We start from the raw sequence: 25,374 nt of genomic DNA on the forward strand, positions 1-25,374 counted from the left end.
ATGCGCGCTGTCGACAGGAACACGTTCCCAGCACATCGGGCAACGCTGATGTCTCCGTTGGCAACGCCGTTCGTGGTCTTGCCACGGGCCCGTCCGAGAAACCGCGCATCGCGCGGTTTCTCGGCCCTCGGTCCAGGCCGTGCCTGGTCCGGGGTGCAGGGGGCGGACAGCCCCCTGCTGGGGTGCGGGGCAACGCCCCGCTGTATCCGTTCAGGGGCAGTTCGGGTTTGCGGCTTCGACGACGGCGCAGTACTCGGGTGCGCCGTCGCTCATGCAGATCGTCTTGCAGGTTTGGCAGAAGACGCAGGAGTCGAGGGCCTTGAACTTCTGGAGTGCTGCTGCGGGCGTGTTGAGGTCCTGGCCGCACTTGATCGTGCAGCAGCCGCCGTCGCCGCTGAGCGGGCAGTTGTCGTAGGAGCAGTCGGCGAGGGCCTTGCAGTCTGCGTCGGCGATACATGCGTCTGCGAGCGCTTTGCACTCCTTCGTGTATGCGCCCGTCGTGTTGCTCGTGCAGTCGCTGCAGACCGAGTAGTTGCCGCTGCCGCCCGAGCCGGAGGAGCTCGACGAGCCGCCGCCTGCGGACGAGCTCGACGAGCCGCCGCCTGCGCCGCCTGCGCCGCCCGAGCCGGATGAGCTCGACGAGCTGCCGCTGCCGGACGAGCTCGAGGACGAACCGTTGCCCGAGCCGCCCGAGCCACCCGAGCCGCCCGTGTCGTCGCTGCACCCTGCGGTCATGAACAAAGAGCCGAGCGCCGCGAGCCCGAGCGCATACAAACCAAGCCTCATCGTCTGTCTCCCTTCCAAGCCTGAGCCACGCGCCGTTCGCGCGCTGGAATGGAAACATCCTACCGCGGAGGCGTCTCCTTCGGGCGTGCGAACTCGTCCGGCAGGCCTGACCACGGCAGGGCTGCGGCCGATTCTGGAGCCTCGGACGACACGGATGCGGGTGCTTCCCCGAGTGACCATGCCGTGAGCACGACGAGCGCCATCCACACGAGATCGGCGAGCAACAGGTGCACGAGCTGCATCGCCACGGGCGCGAGGAGAAAGAGGTTCAGGAAGCCCGCGCCGATCTGCACGATCACGAGCGCCGACACGACTCGCGCGGGCTTGAGCAGGTTCGGGCGTTGCGATGTGACGAACCCTGTCGTGAAGAGGAGATACGCGGCGACCACGCCGGCCACGATCGGGTGGTAGACGCGGAGCTGCACGAAGACGTGCGCGGCTTGCGACACGTCTGCGGCGAGGCCTTCGCTCAGGGTTTTCGCGGGGAAGAGCGTGTCGCCGAGGGCTGCGATCGCGCCGGTCACGCCGACGGCCAGCACGCCGAGGAGACCGCCGCCGAGCACGTAGGTCGGCGCGCCCGAGGAGCGACGCGGCAAGGGTCCACCCGAGGACCAGAGCACCGTGAGCGTCATCGACGCGACGAGGAGGAACGTGTTGATGAGGTGCGCGCTCATCCAGTAGCCACGCGCGATCGACGTGTCGCCGGCGACGCGCTCGAAGAGGACGAGGCCCGCGCCGACGGCTGCTTCGGTCACCATGAAGAACATCGACGCGACCGCGCCGAGCCGCACTGCGTGCCGGCGCGGGAAGGCGCGGAAGGCCCACACGAGCTGGAGCAACGTGAGCAGGAAGGCGATGCCCGAGGTCACCCGGTGCGTGAACTCGATCAGGGTCTTCGCGGTGGGCGCGCGGGGGATGACCTCGCCGTTGCAGGTGGGCCAGTGGCTCCCGCAGCCCGCGCCCGAGCTGGTGGCGCGGACGTAGGCGCCCCAGAGGATGACGGCGAGCGTGACGGCGAGCGTCGCCCACGCGATACGGCGAAATCGACCTTGCGACATGCCCCCCGTTCTAGGTCCGGCGGGGCGCCGAGGCGAGCGCCTTTCATCCCCTCGACGCGCGGGCGGGGCCGCTTTATGCCTCTCAGGGCCCCCATGAGCACCATCACCCTGAGCGGACTCTTCGTGTACCCCGTCAAGGGCGCGCGCGGCATCGCCCTCGACCGGGCTCGGGCACAGAGCCTCGGCATCGAGCACGACCGGCGGTTCATGATCGTCGACCCGGACGGCGAGTTCCTCACGCAGCGTGAGCTCCCGCAGATGTCGCTCCTCGAGACGGCCATCGAGGACGACGCGCTCGTCCTCCACGCGAAGGGCCACGGCCCGCTCCGTGTGCCGCTCCGCCCCGAAGGGCCCACGGATCGCCGCGTCCGGGTCTGGAGCGACAAATGCCGCGCGGTCTACGTCGGCGACGAGGCCGCCGCGTACCTGAGCGACTACCTCGGCCGGCGCGCGGAGCTCGTGTACATGCCCGAGGACGCTGCGCGGCGCGTGGACGGCCGTTACGTGCATCGCAAGGAGCGCGTCGCCTTCGCCGATGGGTTTCCGTATCTGCTCACCTCGGAGGGCTCGCTCGCGGACCTGAACGCGCGCTTGCGCGAGGCCGTGCCGATGGATCGGTTCCGGCCGAACCTCGTGGTCCGCGGGGCGCCGCCCTGGGCCGAGGATGCGTGGACGAGCTTGTCCATCGGCTCGGTCGTCTTCTACCTGCGCAAGGCGTGCAGCCGCTGCAGCGTGATCACCGTGGACCAGGCGACTGGCGTGCGCGGCAAGGATCCGCTGGCGACGCTGGCGACGTTCCGAGCGCGGTCGAACCGCGTGTATTTCGGCTGGAACATGGTCGCCGAAGGGGAAGGCGAGATCCGCGTCGGCGACGCCGTGACCCTGGGCGCGCGCTCGTACGACGACGTCGGCTGAGGCGTCGAAGGAGAGAGCACGCAGAGCGCGGCACCGTGGGATGGGATCGCGAGACTCTCGGGTCGGCTGGGGGTCACGGAGGATGGAGAGCTGCTCCTTTTGGCGACGGCCGCCACGGAATGAGCCACGCTCGGCGCATTTTCCTGCGCACATGCGGCCGTCCTGAGCGTGCAAACTGGCGCGGGCTGGTGCAGCTTCGACGTATGGCGATCACGTGCAGGGAAGAAGCGATGCGCTGGGTGCATCGGTATGCGATCGGCGGAGCGGCCTTCGCGGCCCTCCCGCTGCCGATCTCCACGTCCGCGGGCCTCGCCGCCCTCGAGGTCCACATGTTCAACTTCATCGGCGGCGTCTACGGCGAGTCCGTGAGCAACCTGAAGAGCCTCGCCGCGGGCGGCGGCCTCGAGGTCATGGGCGCGGGCCTCAAGTTCGTGGCCACGCGCGCCGTCGCGTTCGTCCCCGGCCCGGTGGGGTTCGTGGTCCGGGCCGGTATCGCGGCGGTCGTGATCGAGTCCCTCGGCCACGCGATCACCGCTCATTTCGAGCGCAAGCACCCCGGCAGGCTTTTTTCGGCCGCGGTCTAGGGCCTCCTTCGTACTAAGATCGCGCCGTCGTGAAGGCGCTGATCAAAGTCGGCTACGCGTGCAACGAGAACTGCACGTTCTGCCACACGGCCGACATCCGGCACCTCGACGACACCACCGAGCGCGTCGACTGGAAGATCGACCGTGCCAAGCGCCTCGGCGCGTCCATGGTCGTCCTCTCCGGCGGCGAACCCACGATGCGGCCCGAGCTCTCGCGCTGGGCGCGCCGCATCGCCGGGCACAGCCTCGATTTTGGCCTCGTCACGAACGGGCTGATGCTCTCGTACCGGAACGTCGTCGACGAGCTCGTGGGCGAGTGCCGCCTCCGCTACGTCTACATGTCCCTGCACGGCGGCGAGCCCAAGGTCCACGGCTCCGTCGTCCGCGCCGACACCTTCCACAAGGCCATGCAGGCCATCGAGAACCTGCACGGTCGCATCCCCGATCTCACGATCAACTGCGTCGTCACGACGGCGAACGTGAAGCACTTGAAGGGCCTCGTCGATCGGCTGCTCCCGTTCGAGGACCTCTGCATCAAGTTCTCGATGACGCAGCCGAAGGGCGCGGCGAACCGGGCCTTCGACGTCATCGTGCCCGACGTCTCCGCCTGCGCGGCGCGCGTGAAAGAAGCGATCGAGTACGGGCTCTCGCGGCGGACCCCGCGCGGCCCGCGGTTCGCGCACGACGGCCTCCCGTTTTGCCTGCTGCCCGGCCTCGAACATCTCTACGACGATCTGAAGACGCACCGGTACGCCACGATGATCGAGGCCGACGAGGACGACTTCGTCCCCGTCGACGACGTGGCCAAGATCCAGCCCGAGGAGACCTGCGGCGACTGCGCGCTGCGCGGCGCGTGTCCCGGGCTCTACCGCGGCTACCACGAGATCCACGGCGCGAGCGCGCTCCGGCCCGTCACGGATCGCCCGCGGGCGAACTCGTACAACTTCGTCCCCGAGCGCGACCTCGCGCGTCCGCCCGGCGCGCCTTGCCCGGTCCGCGGAGACGGTACGAGTCCGTACGATCGCGGCCGCACCTTGTTTTTGCGCCTCAAGGACCGCATGCGCCTCTTCCGCACGGAGACGCGCGACTTCTCCGACGAGGAGCTCCTCGCCACCAAGGAGAGCGCGGGCCAGATCTACCTCGACGTATCGACCAAGCTCGCCCCCGACGATTTTGCCCAGGACTTGCGGAAATTGCGTCCGGCTGCGGAATGCAGCGCTTGCCCCGAAAGGCCTCGCTGCACCGGCGCGTGGGAGCCCGTGCCCGCCGACGTTTTTACGCGAGACGATCGCGCCGTGCTGGATCTGCTCGGAAAACTCTCCGGCCGCGTGCTCGATCTCGGCTGCGGCGAAGGTCCGTACCTCGAAGCGCTCGCGCGTCGCGCGGCGGAAGGGCACATCACGTACGTCGGCGTCGATCCGGATCCGCAGCGGCTCGCCGTCCTCGCGTCGCGCCACCCGTTCGCGCAGTTCGTGGAGGGCCGCGCGGAGGATCTCGGCGACGAGCTCGGCACGTTCGATCACGTGCTCGCGCTGCGAAGCGTGAACCACCTCGAAGATCCGGCGCGCGCGTTCGGCGCGGCGATCGCGCGGCTCCGGCCCGGCGGCACGCTCACGCTCGTGGACAACGTCGCCTTCGGCCTCGTCCGCAGCCGCGCGCACGCTGCGCGCGCGGAGAGCGCGCCTGAAAACCGCTTCGAGCACTACCGCAACGACGACGCGGCCCGGACCGCGCGGCGCCTCGAAGGCAAACCGTTACGCCTCGTCGAGCGCCGCGACGTCGGCCGCGAGACCAGCAATCAGTGGATGTTGCGCTACGAGCGCACGGGAGAAATGCCGTCGTGACTGCCTCTGCCTCGTCCCCTCCTCGCTCGGGGGCTCCGCTCGACGAGCGAGCTGCGCCCCCGAACCCCCCCCGCAAGCTCCCCGTCCTCTCGGCCGACGCCGTCGAGACGGCCTTCGCCGACTTCCAGAACGAGGCCTTGCTCGGCGACGCGGAGGGCTCTGGCAAGACGCTCGCGCACGAGGCGGCCGCGCACGAAAAACGCAACTGGGTGCGCCTCTCGTACGATTGCAACAACCACTGCACGTTTTGCCTCGATTCGAATGCGCACGACGGCACGATGCGGGCGACGCAGGACATCAAGGTGCAGATCGTCGAGGGCCGGCGGCGCGGCGCCGATCGGCTGATCCTCTCGGGCGGCGAGCCCACGATGCACCCGAACTTCCTCGACTTCGTCAAGCTCGGGCGCCTCGCCGGCTACCGGAAGATCCAGACCGTGACGAACGGCCGCATGTTCCGCTACCCCGAGTTCCTCGAGAAAGCCGCGGACAACGGCCTGCACGAGATCACCTTCTCGCTGCACGGACACACGGCGAAGCTGCACGACGCGCTCGTCGGCACGCCCGGCGCGTTCGTCGAAGAGGTCGCGGGCCTCAAGGCCGCGCTCGCGTCGGGGAGGTTCATCGTCAACGTCGACATCGTCATCAACAAGCAAAACGTCCGGCACCTGCCGGAGATGCTTTCGACGTTCATCGGCTGGGGCGTGAAGGAGTTCGACCTGCTCCACGTGATCCCCTTCGGAAACGCCTGGAGCGACGCGCGCCACCACCTCTTCTACGATCTCGACGGGAACCTCGAATACCTCCAGCAGGCGTTCGCGTACGCGCGCAGGCCCGACATCCACATCTGGCTGAACCGCTTCCCGCCGCCCTACGCCGAGGGGTTCGAGGACCTGATCCAGGATCCGTACAAGCTCAATGACGAGGTGCGCGGGCGGCGCGAGGAGTTCGATCGGTACCTCTCGCTCGGCAAGAAGCTCATGTGCCGCGAGCCCGAGCGGTGCAAGTACTGCTACCTGCAGAGCCTCTGCGACACGCTCGACGAGGTGATCGACGTGCGCAAGGCCGACGAGGTCGACGTGCTGCGTTACGCGGGCGAGCCGCCGCGCGCGGGCAAGCTGCCGGAAGGACACGCGGCGCGGATCGTGGCGGCGAACCTGGAAGAGGCCGCGGCGCTCGCGGCGAAGGCGACGCCGGGGACGATCGAGCTCGAGCTCGCGTCGTACGAAGGTTTGTCCGAGGCGATCTCACCGGAAGGCCTGCTCTTCGGCAAGAAGCTCGCGGCTTGTTACACGGATGATCCCGCAGCGATCGAGCCGCTGCTCGGGATCGCTCGTTCGTTCGAGGTCCGCGCCTTCCTCACGAAGACGACGGAGCCCGTGATCCGCAGGCTCGATCCCCCGCCGTCGAACCTCGTGCTCGTCCAGAAAAACTACGACCTCGTCTCCGACGCCCACGCGAACGACGTCGACACGAAATCGTTTTTCGCGACGTACCCGCATCCGATCGCGGTGGAGAACGTGCCCGCCTGTGTCGCTGGCAGGCCCGTGCGTACCGCGCCGCGGACCTTGGATCTCGCGATGCTCGGCGCCGACGCGCGCATCGACATGACCGAGTTCACGAAGCGGTACGTGGCCGACGGCTTCTACACGAAGGCGCTCCGCTGCAAGGACTGCCGCGAGAACGCCTCGTGCCGTGGCGTGCACGTGAACTGGGTTCGCGCCCACGGGTTCGGGGCGCTCACGCCGATGCGGGAAGGGTGAGCGTCAGGGAGTGAGCGTGCAGCCGGTGAGGACGCCCGCGAGCATCTCGCCGCGGGGCTGGCCTTCCCAGCCGCTCTCCCAGTGGAAGGTCGGGCTCTTGAGCTTGCCTTCCACCGTGTACTTGCACTTCACGCTGAAGCGCGTGGTCGGCAGGTTGCCCGCGAGCGCGGGCTCGCTCCAGAGGCCGGCCGCGACGAACTGCACGTTGTCCGTCGAGGTGTAGGGCCGGAGCGTCTTCTTGTCGTCGCCCGGATCGCCCTTGCCCCAGACCTTCGTCGGCGACTCGAAGCTGCAGTGCCTGCCCGCGACCTCGTCCGTCGCCGCGCAGTTGAGCTCGCGTTTGTCGCTCGCCACCAGCGTGATCTCGACGTCCACGGTCTGGCCCGGCTTCCACGAGGGCCCGCGCGGACCGCCGCCGCCGCGCTCCTGACCGAGCAGCGCGAAGCCCGCCGCCAGCGTGCCCACGACGACCACGAAGAGCACCATGCTCTTGCCGAGCGACGCCGAGCTCGGCGGCGGCGCGCGCCTCGGCGCGGCCTTGCCGGCCTTCGGCTGCTTCTTCGCGGCCGCCTTCGCAGGCGCGGCTTTTGCCGCGGCAGGCGCCTTCGCTTCGGCCTTCGCCTCGGCCTTCGGGGCCTCCGCCTTCGCTTCGGCCTCGGGCTCGCCTTCGCCCTCGTCCTCGACCTCGTCCTTGTCCTCGTCCGGTTCTTTCTCGGCCATGGCGCGCGGACTCTACCTTCCTCCGCCCCGCTTCTCAAACCTTCTGTTACCCTCCGCGCCATGAGAGCGAGCCCCCCGCGCGCCCGGATTCTCGGCACTGGCCGCTACCTGCCTGCCCGCGTCGTCACGAACGACGAGGTCGCCGCACACGCAGGCACCTCGGACGCGTGGCTCAAAGAGCACGTCGGCGTCGAGCGTCGTCACATCGCGGCCGAGGGCGAGACCACGAGCGACATGGCCACGGCCGCCGCGCGCGCAGCGCTCGAGGCGGCGGGGCTCTCGCCCGCGGATCTCGACCTCATCATCGTGGCCACCGTGAGCGGCGACAGCCCCATGCCGGCCACCGCGGCCACGGTGCAGCAGAAGCTCGGCACCGAGCTCGTCCCTTCCTTCGACCTCGCGGCCTCGCACGCGGGCTTCCTCTACGCGCTCGCCGTGGCCGAGCAGTCGATCGCGTCGGGCGCGACGCGGACGGCGCTCGTCGTCGGCGCGGACATGCTCTCGCGCCGCGTGGATCCCGAGGATCGCACGACGGCGGCGCTCTTCGGCGACGGCGCGGGCGCGGTGATCGTCGGCGCGGCGGGCGACGACGGCCGCGGCATCCTCTCGATGCGGCTCGGCGCGGACGGCACGATGGCCTCGCTGCTCTCGATCCCGGGCGGCGGCACGGGCGAGCCGATGACGCCGGAGAGGCTCGCGGCGAAGCGGAACAAGGTGCAGATGGAGGGGCACGATCTCTTCCAGGTCAGCGTGAAGAAGCTCCAGGTCACGAGCATGGAGGCGCTGAAGGCGGCGGGCCTGCTCTCGGACAAACTCGACTGGGTGATCCCGCAGCAGGCGAACCGGAGGATCGTGGATCGCATCGCCGAGCGGCTCGGGTATTCGCGGGGCAAGTTCATCGAGAACCTCGCCGACGTGGGCAACACGGGCGCGGCCTCGATTCCGATCGCGCTCGACGAGGCCGTGCGGGATGGCCGCGTGACGCCCGGGCAAAACGTGCTGCTTTGCGCGCTCGGGGCCGGCGTCACGTGGGCGGCCTCGATCGTGCGGATGTGAAGCGAGGATTCGGAAAAACCGCAGGATCGCGGGCCTCCTTGACGCGGCGAGGGTTCTGGGATCCCTTGCGCGCGTGATATCGCGCCGCATCCGGGGTCGGTGGACCCCGCTCGCGCTCGTCTCGGCCGTCTCGCTGGCCGCGCTCGCGTCGCTCGACATCGGCTGCGGCGCGCCGCCGCGGGGCGTCGACTGGAATGGCAAGCGCCTGCCGGCCATCGACATGCACCTGCACCCGGGCGACTGGGATCACGTCCCCGAGGACACGCGAAAATTCCTGGCCTCGCGCTTCCCGTTCCCGATCGGGCTCGACGCCGAGGCCGCGGCGAAGGGCTCGCTCCTGCCGGAGAGCATCCTCGGCGAGATCGACGACGCGGGCATCTGGGGCGCGGGCCTCTTCGCCATCTATGCCCCGCGCACCGTGGGAATCGCCTCGAACGAGCTCGTCGCCGAGGATCTCACGTTCGCGCCGGATCGGTTCTTCGGCCTCGCGTCGCTCCGCGTCGACCGGTGGACGACGGATCGCGACGCCGAGCTCGATCGATTGAAGAGCACGCTCTCGCGGCCGGGGTTCGTCGGCATCAAGCTCGCCCACGCGCACCAGCATTTCCGCATGGATGATCCTGCGTTTTTTCCGATCTACGAGATCGCGGCCTCGATGGGCAAACCGCTTTATCTGCACACGGGGACGAGCCCGTTTCCGGGGACGTCGCAGGAGCCGGCCTACACGGATCCGACGTACCTCGAGACGGCGATCCAGCAATTCCCGGGGGCGAAATTCATCCTCGGGCACCTCGGCTACGATTTCATCGAGAAGCGCCACGCGGGCCTTTCTACGTGCATTCGGCTCGCGAAGACGTATTCCAACGTATTTCTCGAACCCTCGGCGCTCGGCTCCGCGTCGTCGGATCCGACGGGCGAAAACCTGAAGGAAGCGATGCGCCGCATGCGGGAGGCCGGGATCACGGACCGTATCATTTACGGCAGCGATGGCCCGCAGAGCCCCGGGTTCGTGAAAGGGTACCTCGAACGAACGGTCGCCGCGATGAAGGAGGTCGGATACACGGAGCAAGAAGCGGCCGACGTCCTCGCGGGGAACTTTGCGCGCGTGTTTGGCGTGACGATCCCGGCGGAGGCGGCGGAATGAAGCTGGGTATTGCCATTGCGGCCGGCGCCGTGATCCTCGGCGCCGCCGAGGCCGCCGCCGCGGAGCCGAGGACGCCGTTCCCCGAGCACGCCGCGCTCGACGCCGTGGGCGGCAGCCCCGCGAAAGGGGCGTACGTCCTCTCGGCGCAGGGCGGCTGGCCCTTTTCGTTCCTGCGCGCGCAGGTCGGTTTGTCGAACCGGATCACGCTGCAAAGCGAGCTCGAATCGGTCGTCGGGCGCCGGTATCGCCCGATGCTCGGCATCGGCGTGCGAATCGCCGATGGAACCCATCTACGCCTGACCGGCGAATTCCTCGCCGGCTGGCTTTTCCAGCGCAGCGAGGAGTACCGGCGCGGCCCGAACGGCGAGCTCAGGTTCCGCCTGGCCATTCCGGTGGGGAGGTTCGTCCCGTACCTCGTGCTCGGCACGCGCCACGCCTTCCTGCCGGATCGTCTGACGATCGAGCGCGCCTCGGGCACGGAGACGAGCTGGTCTTTGCGGCACGAATGGACGCCCTGGGCGACGCTCGGGCTCGGGTTTGCTATTTCGCGCCGGATCGGGCTCGATCTCGGCATCAACTACGGCTGGGTCGGCGCGCCGGACACGATCGCGCTGCCGGGCGTGCACCTCGGCCTGCATTTCGGAGGGGATCGATGAGCCGGGGCCATCTCGTTTTCGCCGGAGCCCTCGTTTTCGCGCTCGCCGGGTGCATCAACGAGGACACGCGCCTCTACGAGATCGAGCTCGACGGGCAGGTCGCCGTGCCAAACGGCGCGCCGAGCACGGGCGCGGTGCACCTCGAATTTCACGTGGCGCAGACGTTCGGCGAAGGCGACCTCGCACATCCGCTCGGCGTCTTCGAGACGCGCACCGTGGCCGGCGTGGGGCCGGTGCGCGAGACGGTGCTTTATCCGCTCGACGAGGGGGACGGGCTCGTCGTGTATGGATGGCTCGACCGCGACGGCGACGGCGTCCTTTGCGCGCCCGGACAAACCGAGGAGCCCGCGGGGCTCGTGAAGCTCGCGGGGTTCCCGGCGCATACGCTCTCGTTTTCGCTCTCGCTCGGCACGCCGTGTGTGGGGCCCGAATCGTTGTATCCTTGAGCAATGTCCGACGCCCCCAAGCCGAAGCGTGACGTGCTCGATTCCGCGCTGGCCTCGCGCTTCGCCTGGCGCGTGGCGCCGCCGCCCGAGCCGTCGCCCGAGCCGACCGAAGCCCCTCCGGCGCCGGACCTCGATCCGACGGCATCACCGGGCTTCGCCGAGCACGCGGCGCGCGCCTGCGAGGAGCTCGCGAAGGACGTGCGCAAGGCGTGGGCGCTCGCGTCCCCGTCGGCGCAGGCCGCCGCCACGCAGCGCCTGAAGCGGTTCGCGCGGCGCATCGGCTTCGAGATCCTCGGCATGTCCCGGTATCCCCTGGAGGCCGTGCGCTTGCTTCGGCTCGTGACCCGTCACATCGAGGCCGCGCCGATCCGCCAGACCGAGATGTTCCAGCTCGCGTGGCTGCCCCTGCCGGATCGCCACCCCGAGGTGATCGAGCTGATCGTCGAGGCCGCGCGCACCGGCGACAAGAACCTCGCGTTCGTCCTCGATCGCACCGTGGCCGAGACGGAGCTCGAAGGACGTTACCCCGAGCTCGGAGCGCGGCTCGCAGAGATCGCCGACACGGCGCGATCCTGGGACGTGCGCGCGCTCGCGATCCGCTGGCTCTCGCTCGACGAGTTCCCCAATGCGATCCCCGCGCTGCGGCGCGCCCTCCGGACGCGTCACGCGCGCCTTCGGTATTACGCGCTCTTCATCCTCGCGCAGATGAAGGGATGGGCGGAGCGCGAGGAAGATCTCCGCTGGCTGCTCGAAGACGCCGTGCGCCATCCGATCGACGGCGGCCACGGGACGAGCGGATACGAGCGCATCGACGATTACGAGGAGGCGCTCATCGATGCGCTTCGGGTGGCGGCCCCGCCGGAAGGGTGGAAGCCCCTCGAGATCATCCTGGAGGGCGGCGGTGCGCACATCTCCCGGAGGCGCCCCGGACTCGACGCCGACTGGGCGCTCAAGGCGCTCGCCGCAGGGTATCCGGAGCGGGCGGTCCATCGGATCGATCGTGTGCTTGCCGATCCGGGCGGCCTTCGTCAGTACGCCGCCATCGGCGCGCTCGCGCTCTTGCCGGAGGAGCTCGCGCGCCCGCGGCTCATCGAGGTGGCGGGGTGCTCCGAGCACGACCTCGTCGAGCGCGCGAAGACGATCTGGTTCGAGCGGTTCGGGGGCGCGCTGCCGGCCCCGCCTCTCGCCGGCGTGCCCGTGTTCCTGCTCGAAGGGCTGCCGAGCGAGCGGTTTTTCGCGTGCCTGACCGTGCTCCGCGGCGCCTCGCAGGAGGCGCGCTTCACGATGGTGGACGTGCTGCTCGCCGAGGCGCCCGAGGGGAGCGCTCCGCCCGAGCAGCTCTCTTCGTCCCAGCGTGAAGCGCTCGCCTTGCTTCTCTTCACGTTGCGCACGTCGGGGCATCTCTACAAGCACCCGACGCTGGGCAAACTAGGGGAAGCCGAATGGGCGAAGCTACTGCTCCGGCGCTTCGGCGCGCTCGCGTTCGAGGGGCTCGCGAGCTTCGCGGAGGCGGCGGCCCTCGCGGGGGTCGCCCGCGGCTGGCTCGACGCGCTGACGAGCGCGACGCGGGAAGGGCTGCTCGGCGCAGAGCAGCGCGAGCGGCTGCGGGGCATCGCGCGCGCGGCGCTCGCGTCGCCTGCGTGGGACAACGCGCCGTCCCCGCTCATCACGCTCTCGGTCGTGGGGGTGCCGGCGGACTGCGTGGAGCAGCTCTGGTCGATCCTGATCGCGCCGGACGACGCCGCGGATGCGCGGAACAAGGGGGTGCGGTCGAACGCGGATGCGTCGCGATGGGCGTCGATCGCGCTACGCGAGGCGACCGAGGCCCCGGGGCTCGACGCGCGGATCGCGGCGGCGGCGAGGGAGGCGCTCGGGCAGAAGCGCTTCGAGCTCTTCGATCGGCTGATGTCCCTCGGATCGGAGCGAAAGGCGCCGGAGGTGCTGGACGTTGCGAGGGCCGCCCTGTCCACCTACGACGGTGATCCCGAGGCCCAAGGCTCGGTTTGTCGCGCCGCGTATGTGCTCGCGCAGGCCAAATGCCTCGAGGATGCGTGGATCCTGTCGGCGCTCGCGCAGCCCGAGGCGCCGCTGTTCCCCGTCGCCGCGAGGCTCATCCGCGCATCGTCGCCCGCGCCGATGCTCGAAGCGCTCACGCGCGCGCTCGCTTCGACCGCGCGAGGCGGCGCCGCGGCGGCCGAGGCGGCCGAGGTGCTGGTTTTGCAGGAGGTACTCGCGGGGGACGACCCGCGGCTCGCGGGGATCCTGGAGCGCGCCCCGGACCGCGAGCGCGCCGCGCTCTGTGGTGCGCTCATCGACGCCAAGGTGCCGCTCGCGGCCTACCGGCATCACGTCGCAGCGTGCCTGCTCTCGCCCGATCCCCGGGTCACCCGGGAGCTCCACGATCCCTTGTGGCTTCGGAAGCCGGACGGGATGGCGGAGTTATTCGAAGAGGTCCTGCCGCGGGTGCAAGAGGAGGACACGCGCGACTTGATGCTCCATCTCCTCCGCGCGCCGAACGAGGCCGCGAAATACTGGGTCGACGGGGGCGAGGACGAAGACGAGGACGAGGACGAGGACGACTGGGAAGACGAGGACGAAGACGAGGACGAGGACGAAGGCGACGAAGACGCTTCGTCCTGACGCCTGTCAGGCTCCTGCCTTCATGCACGAAGCGAGCTCCGCGAGCAGTTTGTCCGTCGCTTCGAGCCCACTCGCGAACTGCTCCGTGTCCCGCGTTCTTCGCGACAAACGCATGTCCGGCGACAGCTTGTACGGCGAACCTTTTGGCTGCACGAGCTTCATCACCTTCGCCGGATCGAGCGGCGTGTCGTCGCGCAGGTGCAAGGTCACGCCCTTCGCCGTGGCCTCGCACGCGAGCGCGCGCAGCTTTCGAAGCTCGGTCTTCAGGCTCATCAGGTGCACGAGCCTTCGCGCCTCGATCGGCGGCGAGCCGAAACGATCCTCCATCTCGTTCGCGAGATCCTGCACCTCGTCCGGGCTCGATGCGCTCGCGAGCCGCTTGTAGAAGGACAGGCGCACGCCGACGTCGGACACGTAATCCTCGGGCAAGAGCGCGTCGGCGTCGAAGGCGAGCTCGGGGTCGACCTCGTGCACCACGGGATCGCCGCGCAGCTCGTGCACGGCCTCGTCGAGCATCTGGCAGAAGAGCTCGAAGCCGACCTGCGCCACGTTGCCGCTCTGCTCGGCGCCGAGGATGTCGCCCGAGCCTCGCAGCTCGAGGTCCAGCGAGGCGATCTGGAAGCCCGATCCGAGCTCGGTGTGACGTTCGAGCGCCTCGATGCGCGAGCGTGACTCGTCGGTCATCGCGTTCGCGGGCGGCACGACGAGGTAGCAGTACGCGCGCTCCTTCGACCGGCCCACGCGGCCGCGGAGCTGGTAGAGCTGCGAGAGGCCGAACATGTCGGCCCGATCGACGATCATCGTGTTCGCCCGCGGGATGTCGAGGCCGCTCTCGATGATCGCCGTCGAGCAGAGGATGTCGTAGCGACCCTCGACGAAGTCGAGCATCGCCTGCTCCAGCGTGGTCTCGCTCATCTGCCCGTGCGCGATGGTGATGCGCGCCGAGGGCACGAGCTCCTGGAGCCGCGCGGCCCGCTCGTAGAGGCCTTCCACGCGGTTGTACACGTAAAACACCTGCCCGCCGCGGCCGAGCTCGCGCTCGACCGCCTCGCGCAGGACGTTCTCGTCGTGGCGCGTGACGATGGTCCGGATCGCGCGGCGCTCGGCGGGCGGCGTGGTGATGATCGACATGTCGCGCAGGCCCGTGACGGCCATCTGGAGCGTGCGCGGGATCGGCGTCGCCGTGAGCGTGAGGACGTCGACGTTCGTCTTCAGCGCCTTGATGCGCTCCTTGTGCGTGACGCCGAACCGCTGCTCCTCGTCCACCACGAGCAGGCCCAGCTTCTTGAAGTGGACATCCTTGGAGAGCAAACGATGTGTGCCGATGACGACGTCGACCTTGCCGTCGCGGAGGCCTCGCGCGACCTCGTCCTGCTCCTTGTTCGACTGGAAGCGCGACATGGCCCGGACCTCGAGCGCGTACGGGCTCATGCGGGCCTTGAAGTTCAGGTAATGCTGCTGCGCGAGCACGGTCGTCGGGCAGAGGACGGCGACCTGGCGGCCCGAGGCGGCGACACGGAACGCGGCGCGGATCGCGACCTCGGTCTTGCCGAAGCCGACGTCGCCGCAGACGAGCCGATCCATCGGGCGCGCGGCTTCGAGATCGCCCGAGACCTCGCCGATCGCGCGGGCTTGATCGGGAGTCTCGTCGAAGGGGAACGTGGCCTCGAACGCGGCGTAGTCGTCGTCGGGCGTGGGTGTGGGCTCGCCGATCGCGCTCCTGCGCTCGGCGTAGAGGCGGAGCAGCTCGTCCGCCATCTTTCGAAGGCTCTTCTCGACCCTCGCCTTCGTCTTGGCGAACGTTTGTCCGCCGAGCCGATCGAGCTTGGGCGTGCCCTCGCCGCCCTGAAACTTCTGGATCTGGTTGAGGCGATAGACGGGCAGGTAGAGTTTGTCGCCGCCCGCGTACTCGACCGTGATGAGGTCGACGACCATGCCGCCGACCTGCTTGTGCACGAGCCCGTGATAGCGGCCGATGCCGTGATCGGCGTGCACGACGTAGTCGCCGACGGAGAGGTTGCGCAGGTCTTCGAGGAAGGGTCGCGCCGAGGCCTTCGTGTCCTTGCCGCCCCGCGCGGCGCGGCGATGCGCGCGGGCGCCGAAGATCTCTTCCTCGGTGACGAGCGCGGCGAGCTCGGCCGGCGCGACGACGCCTCGCGCGAGCCCGCCTCGAACGACGAGCGCGGTGCGCGCGGCTTCGGGATCTTGCTCGTCGAGGAGCGAGGGATCGAAGGCGCCGAGGCGAGCGCGGACGCGGACGCCCTGGTGGCGGAGGAGCGTGACGAGGCGCTCGACCTGCGTCTCCGCGCGCGCCGCGACGATGACGCGCATGCCGTGCTCCTGCCAGGCGAGGATGCGACGCACGAGCGGATCGAGCGCGCCGGTTTTTCCGCGGGAAGCACGCGCGGCCTTGATGGCGCGTTCGAGGTCGCCCTGATCGAAGGTGGCGAGGGAAGGCGCGTCCTCGGGCGCGACCTCGAAGCGCTCGAGGGAAGCGGGATCCGGCGCGTCACCCGCGATCCCGGTCCGATGGAGCGCGACGTGCGTGCGGCCTTCGAGCCACGAGGCGATGCCGCCTTCGGTCTCGTAGAACGCGTCGAGCGGGAAGTGGGCGTCGCGCGACTTGTGGGCGAGATCGGCCAAGGCGCGGCCGAGCTCGTCGCGCAAGGAGCGCGTGATCGCCGCGGGATCTTCGAGCACGACGATGGCGTCGTCGGGCAGGTACGAGGCGAGCGGCGCGAGGTCGAGGTACGCCGGGAGAAACCCTTCGGCGCCGAAGAACGTGCGGCCGCTCGTGACGTCGTCGACGAGCGCGCGCGCCTTCACCGACGGCAGATCGACCGCGTCGCAGGCAGCGCGCACGCGCTCGCGGGCGCGGGCCTCGTTCTCGGGCGTGAGCACGGCCTCGCGCGCCTGCGGGAGCCAGACCTCCTTGATGTCGGCGATCGTCTTCTGTCCTTCGGGATCGAACGATTTGATCCCCATGACGAGGTCGCCGTAAAACTCGATGCGCGCGGGAAAACTCGCGTTCGGCGGCCAGACGTCGAGCAGGGCGCCACGCACGGCGAAGGTGCCCGGGTCCTCGACGAGGGGGCTTCGGACGTAGCCGGCCTGCGCGAGCCTGCGGATCAAGGCGTCGCGCTCGATCTCCTGCTCGGTGACGACGAGCTCGGCGTGCTCGAGGACCTCCGGCTGCGGGACGACCTTGCGGGCGAGGGCGGAGACGGGGCAGACGAGCGCGCGCCACGGCAGATCCACGGCGAGGTGGAAGAGCGCGGCGAGGCGGGCCTCGGCGCCGCGGCGATCGGGGTTCACGTCGGCGTAGGGGCTCGACTCGTTCGGCGGAAACAAGAGGACCTCGCCGAGCGTGGTCTTCCCGGCGTCCGGCTCCTCGGCGTCCGCGCCGGCGAGCAGGAACGAAGCGTCGGCGTGCAAGGCGCGGGCGGCTTCGAGATCCGCGGTGACGGCGATGATCTTCCGGCGCGTGGCCTTGGCGAGCGCGCGGAGGACGAGCGCGGTGGCGCCGCCGGCGACGGAGACGACGTGGATCGTGGAGCCCTTCGGGCCGAGCACACGCGCGGCGAGATCACGCGTGGTGGTGATCGGGCGATCGAGCGGGAGCTCGTACGAGGGGAGGGGTTCGACCGGCACCGTTTCGGGGCGATCGAGCTCGACGTCGAGCGACTCCACGCCGGCGATCTCGCCGAGCGAAGCGCGGAGCTCTGCGCCTCTGGTTGCCTTTTCGGTCGCGGGCATCGTTCGCCGCGCGGTGTAGCACGAAGCGTGCGGGGACTACGGCGCCGAGATGTACTGCTCGGCTACCCAATACTGCTCGCCGTTGCTCATCGTGACGAAGTACTGACCTTGCGCGATTTGCGCGACTGTCCCCGGGTACTTGTTTCCGTCCGACCACGCGACGAGCACGGCCGATCCGACGCCCGGTTTGGAGAGGCTCCGGCCGAACGAATCGAGCGCATGGCCGAGCTTGTCGAACCCGTTCTTGAGCGCGCCTTCGACGGCCCGGGCCGCTTCCGCAGCCTCCTGCTCCAGGCTCTTTGGCTGTTGCGTCGGAGCGGGCGTGGGTGCGGCAGCGGCAGCGGCAGCGGGTGCGGGAACGGAGGCGGGCGCGGGCGCGGGCGCGGCAGCGGGCGCGGGAGCGGGTGCGGGAACGGAAGCGGGAGCGGCAGCGGGCGTGGGTTCGTCCATCGGGGCGGCCGGGGGCTCGGCCGGTTGTGCGAAGGCCGTAGCTTGCGTGCCGATCAGCGTGGCGAGCGTGGCAATGGGCCGACGCTCGCCGCCGCGATGCAGGCGCAAGAGCTCCTGCTCGACCGCGCACACGTACGCGACGAACGTCTGCATGTCGCGGGACATGGCGGCGTTCCAGTGGAACGCGATCTGCGTGTAGCGGAAGAGATCCAGATCTTGCCGCGCGAGCGTGGACGAGAGGCCCGCGTGCATGATCTGGGCGGAGAGCTCGACGTACTCCTCGAACGAGAGCGCGGGGGCTGGGCCCTTGGCGCGGCCGAGCGCGGCCTGGTAGGCCGGGACGAATTGCACGGCGACGGCGCCGCCGAGCGTGGGATCCTCGAGCCGCGCGAGCCAGCCCGCGTGCGCGGCGAGCCAGTCCTCGCGGGAGACGTTCTTCGATTGCACGACGCGCGCGCAGGCGTCGGCGTCGTCGGGGTGTTCGGCGCAGAGCGCGCGGAGCTCGGCGTATTGCGAAAGCGAGAGGCCGGCGATGGGCGCGAGGGGATCCATGCGCGCCGAGGGAAGCCGGGGTGCGGCGAGGGGTCAAGCGGAAGCAAAGCCTCGTCGCGACGCAGACAGGCGATCGCAATGGCCGCGATCACCGCAATCGCACGAGGTCAATTCAACGTCTCGCTCCCGCCGTCCCCTCGCCGCGCCCCGAAAATCGTCTCCCAGTTTGCCCGGTACGCATCCGTCGCCACCTGCGCCGGGCCGGATCGCGGCGGCTCCGGGGGGCGCGGGCTCTTCACGAGCACCTCCACGTCGTACAGACGCTCGTGCTCTTTGCGCGGCGATAACTTCACGACGTCGCCGTGCACCGGCGCGCCCTCACGCATGTTGCGGATTGCGCCGAGCTCCACGTTGCCCTCGCGCAGGCGCAGCACGTGATAACCCTGCCCGTCGGACATCGGGCTGTGGATCATCACCACGTCTTCGGCTTTTGCCTCCGGCGCGTCGCTCGTGGCCATGGGCCGCTCGGGCGGATCGGGCTCGTCACTCACGAGGCAAGCTTGTCACGTTTCAGGCGGATCGGCTCACGCCCCGAGCAGCGCCGCTTCGTAGCCCGAGCTCATCGAGCCGTCCGCGTGGAACAGGCCCTGCGCCGTCGCCTGATCGATCGCCTCGAGCAAGCGCGCAAAGCGGGCGATACCACTCTTGCGCAGGAGGAGCGTGCCGCGGCCGCGCTGTCGGGCGAGCTTGCGCGCGAGCTGGACGGCGCCGTGGCTGTTCGTCTCCGTCACGATCACGATGAGCTGGCAGCGCTCCACGAGCCCCTCGAGCGATTGCGCCCCGCGGCCCCGCACGTCGCCGCGGTGATACTCGAGCTCGTGCCCGGCCGCCTTCGCGAGCCGCTCCAGCTGCACCTCGTAACGCTCGACTCCCCCGATCCAACCAATGCGCATGGGGCCTCCTCGACGACCACGACCCGCGAGCACCTCGGTGCCGCCGGTGGCCGACTGTCCGCTATAACGGATATCTAAGGTTCCCTAGCGGAACTGTCCAGGGCTTTCCGTCGTCATCACGGAAAAAAGTCCGCGATGGCGGAGCCTGGACCAGACCCCTGCGCCCCCTCGGGGGCACCGGATTCGTCCGCTCTTCGGGACAACCCCCGCCGGGGCCGTTTCTTCCCGACCCGCAAACTTGGCCCTCTTCTTCGCGGTGACTTAGTCGGGGCGAAAGCGAGGGAGCCGCGCGGCGCGCGGCGGGGACGGGTCTGTCCGTCTCCGGATTCGGCGATTGGGGCTGCGCTCGGACAAGCCGAGCTACGCCCCAAGCCCCTTGGAGGACGTCATGAGCATGCGAGAGGACTCCGGCGAAAGCCCGAACGGCCGGGCAAACACGACGGCCACGAGCGGAGCGCCCGGGACGCCGGATCGGCGCGCGGGCCACCACCGGGTTCACTTCGAGGCGCTGGTGGCCGTGGGCGAGGCCAAGGGCAGCGGCTTCGAAGCCGAGTCGATCGACGTCTCGCCCGAAGGCATGCGCCTGCGCACGGCTTACCTTCCGCAGATCGGCGACCGGCTCGTGTGCCGGTTCGAAGGCGACGCGGGCGAGGTCGTGGCCGACGGCGAGGTGATCTGGCGCCGCGAAGCGCCGCGCGGCGGGGAGTTCGGCCTGCGCTTCGTGGGCTTCGACAACCCCGACGCCGAGGCGACGCTGCGCAGCCTGTGCCAGGAGCTCGGCGGTTCGGTCGAGGGCACGAGCGGGCTCGGCCCGATGGGCATCCCCGGGACGCGCGTACGGCTGCACATCGACGGGCTCGGCTCGCCGATGAAGGCGCGGGTGCGGGAAGCAGCGGGCGGCGAGGTGCTCGTCGGTTCGAACCTGGAGTTCCTCAAGGTGGGTCGGTCGCTCGAGCTCGAGGACATGGACCACGGGGACAAACGCGCCGCGATGGTCGACGCGGTGAAGGTGGAGGTCGACCCGGCGACGAAGGTGCCGCAGCTCGTGGTGTCGCTCCGGTTCGGCGAGGCGAAGGAGTCGAAGAAGGCCGTCGCCTCGGCGAAGGAGCCGGAGAAGGCGGCCGCGACGAAGGCGCCCGAGAAGGAGACGAGCAAGGAAGCGTCGTCCCTCGGGCTCGGCGCGCTCATCAAGCGCACGACGCCCGGCGTGGGGCCGGCCCCGGTCGGCAAGACTGAGGTGAGCGCAGGAAACGAGCCGAAGGAGTCGAAGGAGTCGAAGGAGAAGGAGGCGCGCGCCGAGCTCCTGTCGTCGCCGGCCGTGCCCTCCCGCGCCCGCACGCAGGAGATGCGATCGAAGCCGCCGGCCACGCGGCCGAGCGCGTCGACCGAGGCCGCGTCGCTGCGCACGGGTGACGAGGAGGAGAACGACGAGGCGGCCGAGGCGAACGATCCGTCGCTGGATTCGCCGGCGATCGGCGGCTCGAAGAAGGACTTCTCCGCGGCGCTGCGCGGCGCGACCGAGAAGGCGAAGGGCGCGACGAAGGCGGCGTTCAGCGCGATCGGTCCGGCGGCCTCCGGAATTGGAGAGCGCGCGAAGGGCGCGATGTCGGGGCTGTTCGCGGCGATCCGGAAGCGGCGCGGCGAGGAAACCGCCGAGGCGACGGAAGGGCAAGCGGCGCGGCGGACGACCGCAGCGCCGCCGACGGGCGCATTGCGCGCAGCCGGCAAGAAGCTCGTGCGCGACAAGGAGGAGACGGAGACGACCGAAGCGGCGCCGAAGGCTCGATCGAGCCGGAAGGCGGCGCTGATGGGAAGCGCGCTCGGGCTCGCGGCGGTGCTCGTCGTGGTGGGCGGGATCCGGCTGCTCGGAGCGTCGCGCGCGGCGCCGTCCGATCCGCAAGGGATGGAGGCGAACGCAGCGGGATCGGCCGCAGCGTTGCCCGCGCCGACGGCGGCGAACGTGGCGCCGGCGGGCGATCCGAACGTGGTGCCGAACGTGAACGTGCCGCTCTTCGGGGCGACGCCGCTCTCGACGACGGAGCCGGTGCCGGCGATGCCGACGCAGCCCGATGGGACGATCGCGCAGACGCCGCCGGCCGCGCCCGAGGGCGACGCCGCGCAGGCCGGCGCCGCGGCCGACGAAGGGGACGGCGAGGGCGATTCGGAGGCGGCGGAGACGCAAGGCAACGGCAAGCAGTTCGGCAAGGGCAACGTGCGGAGCCCGATCGTGCTGAAGCTGAAGATGGACGGCGACATCGAGACGGTGAACGGCGCGGCTGGCGCGATGGGCTTCACGGTCTCGCTGCCCGGCCGGCGCGCGCTCTCGTCGGCGACGGAGCTCGCCCGCAAGGACAAGCGGATCGCCTCGGTCAACGTGGTGAACAACCCCGCGGGCGCGGAGATCAGCCTGCAGTTCAAGGACGGCGTGCCCGCCTATGTCGCGAAGGCGAAGGGCGATCGGCTCGTCATCGCGCTCGGCACCGACGCGAAGAAGACCGTGGCGAAGGCGGGCGACAAGAAGAAGAAGGGCGCGCTCAAGAAGAAGGTCGCCGACAAGAAGAAGCCGAAGAAGCCCTGAACGAACGAGTTTTCCAGACTATCGCGGCGCCGGACGGGTTTCGGCGCCGCTTTTTCTTTCGTAGATGCACCAGGCCCCGCCGCCGCGGAGCTTGATCGGCTCGGCCACGAAGAACTCCGTGCGGAGCTCGCTGCTCGCGTGGAGCGCGCGGGACGAGGGGACCGTCGGGCTCTTGCAGTCGATGGTCGAGGAGATGATCACCACGTAGCGGGGGTTTCGCGCGAAGATCGCGTCGACGTAACCCGCGCCGGTCTTGTTCGTGTAGCCGCCCGGGAGGCGCGCGATCTCGGGCGCGAGCAAGCCGAGCATGTCCACGATGGGAAACCCCGTCGCGTAGCCGACGTACCCGATGTCGGCGATGGCCACGGGCCCGGGTTTTTCGTGCGACGAGAGCCACGCCGCGGTGCGGCCGGCCGCGTCGTCCCAGAAAGCTTTGTCCTTGTCGAGGATGTCGCGCTGCGCCTGTCGGAGCGAGCCCACGCGCGTGGCGCCGACGAGGATCGCGAACAGCGTGACCGCGAGCGCTGCAGCGCGTTCTTTGCGCTCGGCGATGGTGCGCGCGGCGGCGTCGATGAGCAGGAAAGCGAAGGGCTCGGCGGGCGCGAGGAAGCGGTAGTAAGGCATCCAGTCGCCACCGACGAGCAGCACGTAGAGGGCGAAGGTGAGGGCGATCGAAGCGATGGCGATCCCGTCCCGTCGCTTGCGCACGACGAACATCGCGATCGCGGCGACCCCGAGCCAGATCGCGGGGCCTGCGTGCAGCACGTAGCGGCGCAGGTAGTCGACGCCGCCGTTCCACTGCTGGTTCAGGTCGCCCGTCTTCGCGGTGAGCGTGTTGGGGAAGAACCCGCCGTAGTAGGCGCGGCGGAACACGAGGAGCGCGAGCACGGGGACGGCGAAGGTCGCGACGCGCGTGAGGCTCCGGCGCGAGAAGGGTCGATCCGGATGCCAGACGTAGAGCAGGAGCAAAAAGAGCGGCGCCTCGGGGCGCGTGAGGGCCGCGAGCGCGAAGAGCGGGCCCGACCAGGGGAAGACGTCTGCGTCGTCGTGCTCCTCGACGAGGAAACGATCGGTGCCGAGGAGGACGAGCAGGACGAAGAACGGCGACTCCAGGCCGAAGACGGCGTAACCCGTCTGGAGGAAGCTCGACGCGAAGAGCCACGTCGCGAGGCACGGTGACCATCCGAGTGGCGTGAGCCGCCGCGCGATGCGGTAGAGGGGGACGAGCGAAGCGCACGCGCAGACGACGCCGAGCACCTTCGCGGTGATCTCCGGGCGCGCGCCGAGCGCCGCGAAGACGCCGAGCAGCACGGTCCAGAGGAAGTTCGTGTACCCCTCGACGCGCTCGCCGAGGTTGTAGACGAGCCCGTGGCCCTCCGCGAAGTTCCGCGCGTAGCGGAAGGAGATGAAGGCGTCGTCGATTGTGAAGCTCGCGACGCGGTAGGCGTTCGCGACGATGAGGACCATCGGCAAGACGAGTCCGAGCACGAGGTGCGCGCGGGGAGAGAGCGGCGCGCCGCCGAGCCAGGCGTGGAGGGAGGCGAGCGCGCTCGGCGGGGAGGCCTCGGGCAGGGCGGCGACAGGGCCGTTTTCGCGGGTCGACATCGCGGAGCGGCCCATACCTGGCCTTCGTCGCGGCGGAAAGCACGGCGACGCTTGCCAACACCGGGCCCGTCGGTGTTATGGCCGTTGCGTGAAGAGGACGCCCGAGGCCGAGGAACAAGAAAGCGACGCGGAGGCGGAGGCGGGAGCGGAAGCGGAAGCGGAAGCCGACGCGGAAGCGGAAGCCGACGCGGAAGCGGAAGAGCGGGAATCCGACGAGGATCACGACGATCCCGATCCCGACGCCGCCGATCCCCCCTGGAAACGCCCGCCGGCCGCGACGTTTCGCGACTGGGCCGCGGGCGCGCCGTTGCCGCGGTCCGTGCACCTCCTCCTCGGCCTCGTCCTTCCGGCGATCGTGATGCTCGCGAACGCGTGGCGCGTCCTCTCGTTCACCATCGACGACGCGTACATCTCCTATCGCTACGCGCGGAACCTCGCGCGTGGCCTCGGCCTCGTCTACAACGCCGGCGAGCGCATCGAGGGGTACACGAACTTCCTCTGGACCGTGATCCTCGCCGGCGCGATCAAGATCGGCCTCGATCCCGACGTCACGGCGAAGGTCCTCGGCGCGGGCTCCGCCGTCGGCGCGCTCGTGATGATGTACCGCCTCTCCGATCGGCTGCGGCCCTTCGCGGCGCTGCCGTGCCTCGCGACGTGGCTCGCCGCGACCACGGTCGTCTTCTCGGGGTACGCGGTCTTCGGCCTCGAGACCGCGTTCTTCGTCTTCCTCCTGCTCGCGGGCACGTGGCTCTTCCTCCGCGAGATCGAGCCCGACGAACGTTCGTCCAAGGCGACCTTTCGTTTCCCCTGGTCGGGCCTCGTCTTCGGGCTCGCCGGCATCACGCGGCCCGAGGCGCCTGCCTTCGTCGGGCTGCTCATGCTCGTGCTCCTGTTCGGGCGTGATGCGTTCGGCACGAACAACGCCGCGGCTCGCATCGTCACCGCGCCGGGCGGCTTCTTCGGCAAGCAGAACCTCCTGCGCGGCGCGGCGTTCGTCCTGCCCGTCGGGACGCACCTCGCCTTCCGTCGCGCGTACTACGGCTCGTTCGTGCCGAACACGTTCTCGGCCAAGACGGGCAACTGGTCCGCGCAGATCGACGGCGGCGCCGACTACGTCCGGAACTACGTCAACCACGCGGGCCCCGTGCTCTACCTCGGGATCTTCGCGGTCGCGATGGGCCTCGTGTGGCAGCGCCGCAATTTGCTTGCTGTATCAACGATCGCGATCTTCGTGCTCATGTACGTCGTGCTCGTCGGCGGCGACTGGATGCCGTTCTACCGCTTCATGGCGCCCTTCGAGCCGTTCGCGTTCCTGCTCGTCTGCGTCTCGGCGCGCGCGATCGTCGACCGCAGGAGCCGCGCCGCGAACCTCGCGCTCGCCGCGTTCCTGACCATCGCTTTCTCCTTGCGGGTCGGGAACATGCAGAGCGCGCAGCGACAGATCCTCGAGAAGGAAGAGCGATTCTGGACGATGGCCGCGGGCGGCACGGCGAAGTGGTTCCTCGACAATGGCCAGCCCGGCGAGATCGCGATCGGCGACATCGGGTACGTCGGGTACGCGACGGACTACCCCATCCTCGATCTGCTTGGCCTCGTCGATCCGGTCATCAGCAAGCTCGAGGGCGGCTACACGCGCAAGCTCGGCCCAGGCTTCCTCGATCGCTTCTTCGACAAGCGCCCGACCTACTTCCTGCTCATCTCGTCGAACATCGACTGCAAGCACCCGTCTGTCCCGGGATCGCAGGTGATCTACCGTGATCGACGCTTCCTGCCGAACTACGAGATCGCAGGCAAAGTGCCGCTCGACGCGGGCTTCGCCTGGTGCATCTACCGTCGCAAAGAGACGCCCGGCGCGCGGGCGCCCTGAGGCATTCCGTACGAGCGTCCAGGCCGTACCTGACACGCACCTCGGGGTATCGCGATACCCAAAC

19 protein-coding genes are annotated in these 25,374 nt (G+C 69.7%); 11 read left to right on the forward strand and 8 right to left on the reverse strand.

Annotated features, from left to right (window positions below):
- Window positions 1-210: 210 nt before the first annotated feature.
- Together QHF84_RS47780 and QHF84_RS47785 are read right to left on the reverse strand one after the other, a co-directional pair.
- Window positions 211-786, reverse strand: coding sequence for a hypothetical protein (locus tag QHF84_RS47780; protein WP_281320335.1), 576 nt, complete (start codon window positions 784-786; stop codon window positions 211-213).
- Between the two features lie 59 nt (window positions 787-845).
- Window positions 846-1,844: a COX15/CtaA family protein gene (locus QHF84_RS47785; RefSeq protein ID WP_281320336.1), complete on the reverse strand. Its 999-nt coding sequence runs from the start codon at window positions 1,842-1,844 to the stop codon at window positions 846-848.
- A 93-nt stretch (window positions 1,845-1,937) separates the two neighbouring features.
- Here QHF84_RS47785 and QHF84_RS47790 point away from each other — a divergent pair, with 93 nt between their 5' ends.
- From QHF84_RS47790 to QHF84_RS47805, 4 genes are all read left to right on the forward strand, one after another.
- A complete protein-coding gene (locus QHF84_RS47790) occupies window positions 1,938-2,759 on the forward strand; it encodes an MOSC domain-containing protein (RefSeq protein ID WP_281320337.1) in 822 nt (273 codons plus the stop codon).
- A gap of 230 nt (window positions 2,760-2,989) precedes the next feature.
- Window positions 2,990-3,343, forward strand: coding sequence for a hypothetical protein (locus QHF84_RS47795; protein ID WP_281320338.1), 354 nt, complete (start codon window positions 2,990-2,992; stop codon window positions 3,341-3,343).
- 29 nt (window positions 3,344-3,372) lie between these two features.
- Window positions 3,373-5,187 carry a radical SAM protein gene (locus tag QHF84_RS47800; RefSeq protein ID WP_281320339.1) on the forward strand — a complete coding sequence of 605 codons (1,815 nt, stop codon included), beginning with the start codon at window positions 3,373-3,375 and terminating at the stop codon, window positions 5,185-5,187.
- Window positions 5,184-6,947, forward strand: coding sequence for a radical SAM protein (locus QHF84_RS47805; RefSeq protein ID WP_281320340.1), 1,764 nt, complete (start codon window positions 5,184-5,186; stop codon window positions 6,945-6,947). The genes QHF84_RS47800 and QHF84_RS47805 overlap by 4 nt, the downstream gene beginning before the upstream one ends.
- Window positions 6,948-6,950: 3 nt before the next feature.
- On the opposite strand, the gene QHF84_RS47810 is transcribed toward QHF84_RS47805, so the two are convergent.
- Window positions 6,951-7,667, reverse strand: a complete 717-nt coding sequence (locus QHF84_RS47810) for a hypothetical protein (protein WP_281320341.1) — start codon at window positions 7,665-7,667, stop codon at window positions 6,951-6,953.
- A gap of 60 nt (window positions 7,668-7,727) precedes the next feature.
- Between QHF84_RS47810 and QHF84_RS47815 the strand changes: the two genes are divergently transcribed.
- The 5 genes from QHF84_RS47815 (at window position 7,728) to QHF84_RS47835 (ending at window position 13,609) form a co-directional block, all read left to right on the forward strand.
- Window positions 7,728-8,723, forward strand: coding sequence for a beta-ketoacyl-ACP synthase III (locus QHF84_RS47815; RefSeq protein WP_281320342.1), 996 nt, complete (start codon window positions 7,728-7,730; stop codon window positions 8,721-8,723).
- A 73-nt stretch (window positions 8,724-8,796) separates the two neighbouring features.
- A complete protein-coding gene (locus QHF84_RS47820) occupies window positions 8,797-9,867 on the forward strand; it encodes an amidohydrolase family protein (RefSeq protein ID WP_281320343.1) in 1,071 nt (356 codons plus the stop codon).
- The gene (locus QHF84_RS47825; protein ID WP_281320344.1) at window positions 9,864-10,523 is read left to right on the forward strand and encodes a hypothetical protein; all 660 of its coding nucleotides are present in this window, start codon (window positions 9,864-9,866) and stop codon (window positions 10,521-10,523) included. Before QHF84_RS47820 ends, QHF84_RS47825 begins: the two co-directional genes overlap by 4 nt.
- Window positions 10,520-10,969, forward strand: a complete 450-nt coding sequence (locus QHF84_RS47830; RefSeq protein ID WP_281320345.1) for a hypothetical protein — start codon at window positions 10,520-10,522, stop codon at window positions 10,967-10,969. Before QHF84_RS47825 ends, QHF84_RS47830 begins: the two co-directional genes overlap by 4 nt.
- Before the next feature lie 3 nt (window positions 10,970-10,972).
- Window positions 10,973-13,609 (forward strand): hypothetical protein, encoded by a 2,637-nt coding sequence (locus QHF84_RS47835; protein WP_281320346.1) that lies wholly within the window; start codon window positions 10,973-10,975, stop codon window positions 13,607-13,609.
- Window positions 13,610-13,615: 6 nt separating this feature from the next.
- Here QHF84_RS47835 and mfd read toward each other — a convergent pair whose 3' ends face one another.
- From mfd to QHF84_RS47855, 4 genes are all read right to left on the reverse strand, one after another.
- A complete protein-coding gene (gene mfd, locus QHF84_RS47840; protein WP_281320347.1) occupies window positions 13,616-17,365 on the reverse strand; it encodes a transcription-repair coupling factor in 3,750 nt (1,249 codons plus the stop codon).
- Window positions 17,366-17,401: 36 nt separating this feature from the next.
- Window positions 17,402-18,367: a hypothetical protein gene (locus tag QHF84_RS47845; RefSeq protein WP_281320348.1), complete on the reverse strand. Its 966-nt coding sequence runs from the start codon at window positions 18,365-18,367 to the stop codon at window positions 17,402-17,404.
- A 107-nt stretch (window positions 18,368-18,474) separates the two neighbouring features.
- Window positions 18,475-18,858, reverse strand: a complete 384-nt coding sequence (locus tag QHF84_RS47850; RefSeq protein WP_281320349.1) for a hypothetical protein — start codon at window positions 18,856-18,858, stop codon at window positions 18,475-18,477.
- A 33-nt stretch (window positions 18,859-18,891) separates the two neighbouring features.
- A complete protein-coding gene (locus tag QHF84_RS47855) occupies window positions 18,892-19,260 on the reverse strand; it encodes a DUF2325 domain-containing protein (RefSeq protein WP_272425750.1) in 369 nt (122 codons plus the stop codon).
- Between the two features lie 388 nt (window positions 19,261-19,648).
- Here QHF84_RS47855 and QHF84_RS47860 point away from each other — a divergent pair, with 388 nt between their 5' ends.
- Window positions 19,649-21,838 carry a PilZ domain-containing protein gene (locus QHF84_RS47860; RefSeq protein ID WP_281320350.1) on the forward strand — a complete coding sequence of 730 codons (2,190 nt, stop codon included), beginning with the start codon at window positions 19,649-19,651 and terminating at the stop codon, window positions 21,836-21,838.
- Between the two features lie 18 nt (window positions 21,839-21,856).
- Here the strand turns inward: QHF84_RS47860 and QHF84_RS47865 are convergent, their stop codons facing one another.
- Entirely contained in the window at window positions 21,857-23,443 is a 1,587-nt protein-coding gene (locus QHF84_RS47865; RefSeq protein ID WP_281320351.1) for a hypothetical protein, read from the reverse strand.
- An 88-nt stretch (window positions 23,444-23,531) separates the two neighbouring features.
- On the opposite strand from QHF84_RS47865, the gene QHF84_RS47870 reads away from it, so the two are divergent.
- Entirely contained in the window at window positions 23,532-25,310 is a 1,779-nt protein-coding gene (locus QHF84_RS47870) for a hypothetical protein (RefSeq protein WP_281320352.1), read from the forward strand.
- The last annotated feature ends 64 nt before the right edge of the window (window positions 25,311-25,374 follow it).

Source organism: Polyangium sp. y55x31, assembly GCF_029946505.1.
Classification (GTDB): Bacteria; Myxococcota_A; Polyangia; order Polyangiales; family Polyangiaceae; genus Polyangium.

What these genes read in the sequence shown, in the direction of transcription:
- QHF84_RS47780 (WP_281320335.1), bottom strand. Translation starts at nt 786, where the DNA reads ATGAGGCTTGGTTTGTATGCGCTCGGGCTCGCGGCGCTCGGCTCTTTG.
- QHF84_RS47785 (WP_281320336.1), bottom strand. Translation starts at nt 1,844, where the DNA reads ATGTCGCAAGGTCGATTTCGCCGTATCGCGTGGGCGACGCTCGCCGTC.
- QHF84_RS47790 (WP_281320337.1), top strand. Translation starts at nt 1,938, where the DNA reads ATGAGCACCATCACCCTGAGCGGACTCTTCGTGTACCCCGTCAAGGGC.
- QHF84_RS47795 (WP_281320338.1), top strand. Translation starts at nt 2,990, where the DNA reads ATGCGCTGGGTGCATCGGTATGCGATCGGCGGAGCGGCCTTCGCGGCC.
- QHF84_RS47810 (WP_281320341.1), bottom strand. Translation starts at nt 7,667, where the DNA reads ATGGCCGAGAAAGAACCGGACGAGGACAAGGACGAGGTCGAGGACGAG.
- QHF84_RS47815 (WP_281320342.1), top strand. Translation starts at nt 7,728, where the DNA reads ATGAGAGCGAGCCCCCCGCGCGCCCGGATTCTCGGCACTGGCCGCTAC.
- QHF84_RS47825 (WP_281320344.1), top strand. Translation starts at nt 9,864, where the DNA reads ATGAAGCTGGGTATTGCCATTGCGGCCGGCGCCGTGATCCTCGGCGCC.
- QHF84_RS47830 (WP_281320345.1), top strand. Translation starts at nt 10,520, where the DNA reads ATGAGCCGGGGCCATCTCGTTTTCGCCGGAGCCCTCGTTTTCGCGCTC.
- QHF84_RS47835 (WP_281320346.1), top strand. Translation starts at nt 10,973, where the DNA reads ATGTCCGACGCCCCCAAGCCGAAGCGTGACGTGCTCGATTCCGCGCTG.
- mfd (WP_281320347.1), bottom strand. Translation starts at nt 17,365, where the DNA reads ATGCCCGCGACCGAAAAGGCAACCAGAGGCGCAGAGCTCCGCGCTTCG.
- QHF84_RS47845 (WP_281320348.1), bottom strand. Translation starts at nt 18,367, where the DNA reads ATGGATCCCCTCGCGCCCATCGCCGGCCTCTCGCTTTCGCAATACGCC.
- QHF84_RS47855 (WP_272425750.1), bottom strand. Translation starts at nt 19,260, where the DNA reads ATGCGCATTGGTTGGATCGGGGGAGTCGAGCGTTACGAGGTGCAGCTG.
- QHF84_RS47860 (WP_281320350.1), top strand. Translation starts at nt 19,649, where the DNA reads ATGAGCATGCGAGAGGACTCCGGCGAAAGCCCGAACGGCCGGGCAAAC.
- QHF84_RS47865 (WP_281320351.1), bottom strand. Translation starts at nt 23,443, where the DNA reads ATGTCGACCCGCGAAAACGGCCCTGTCGCCGCCCTGCCCGAGGCCTCC.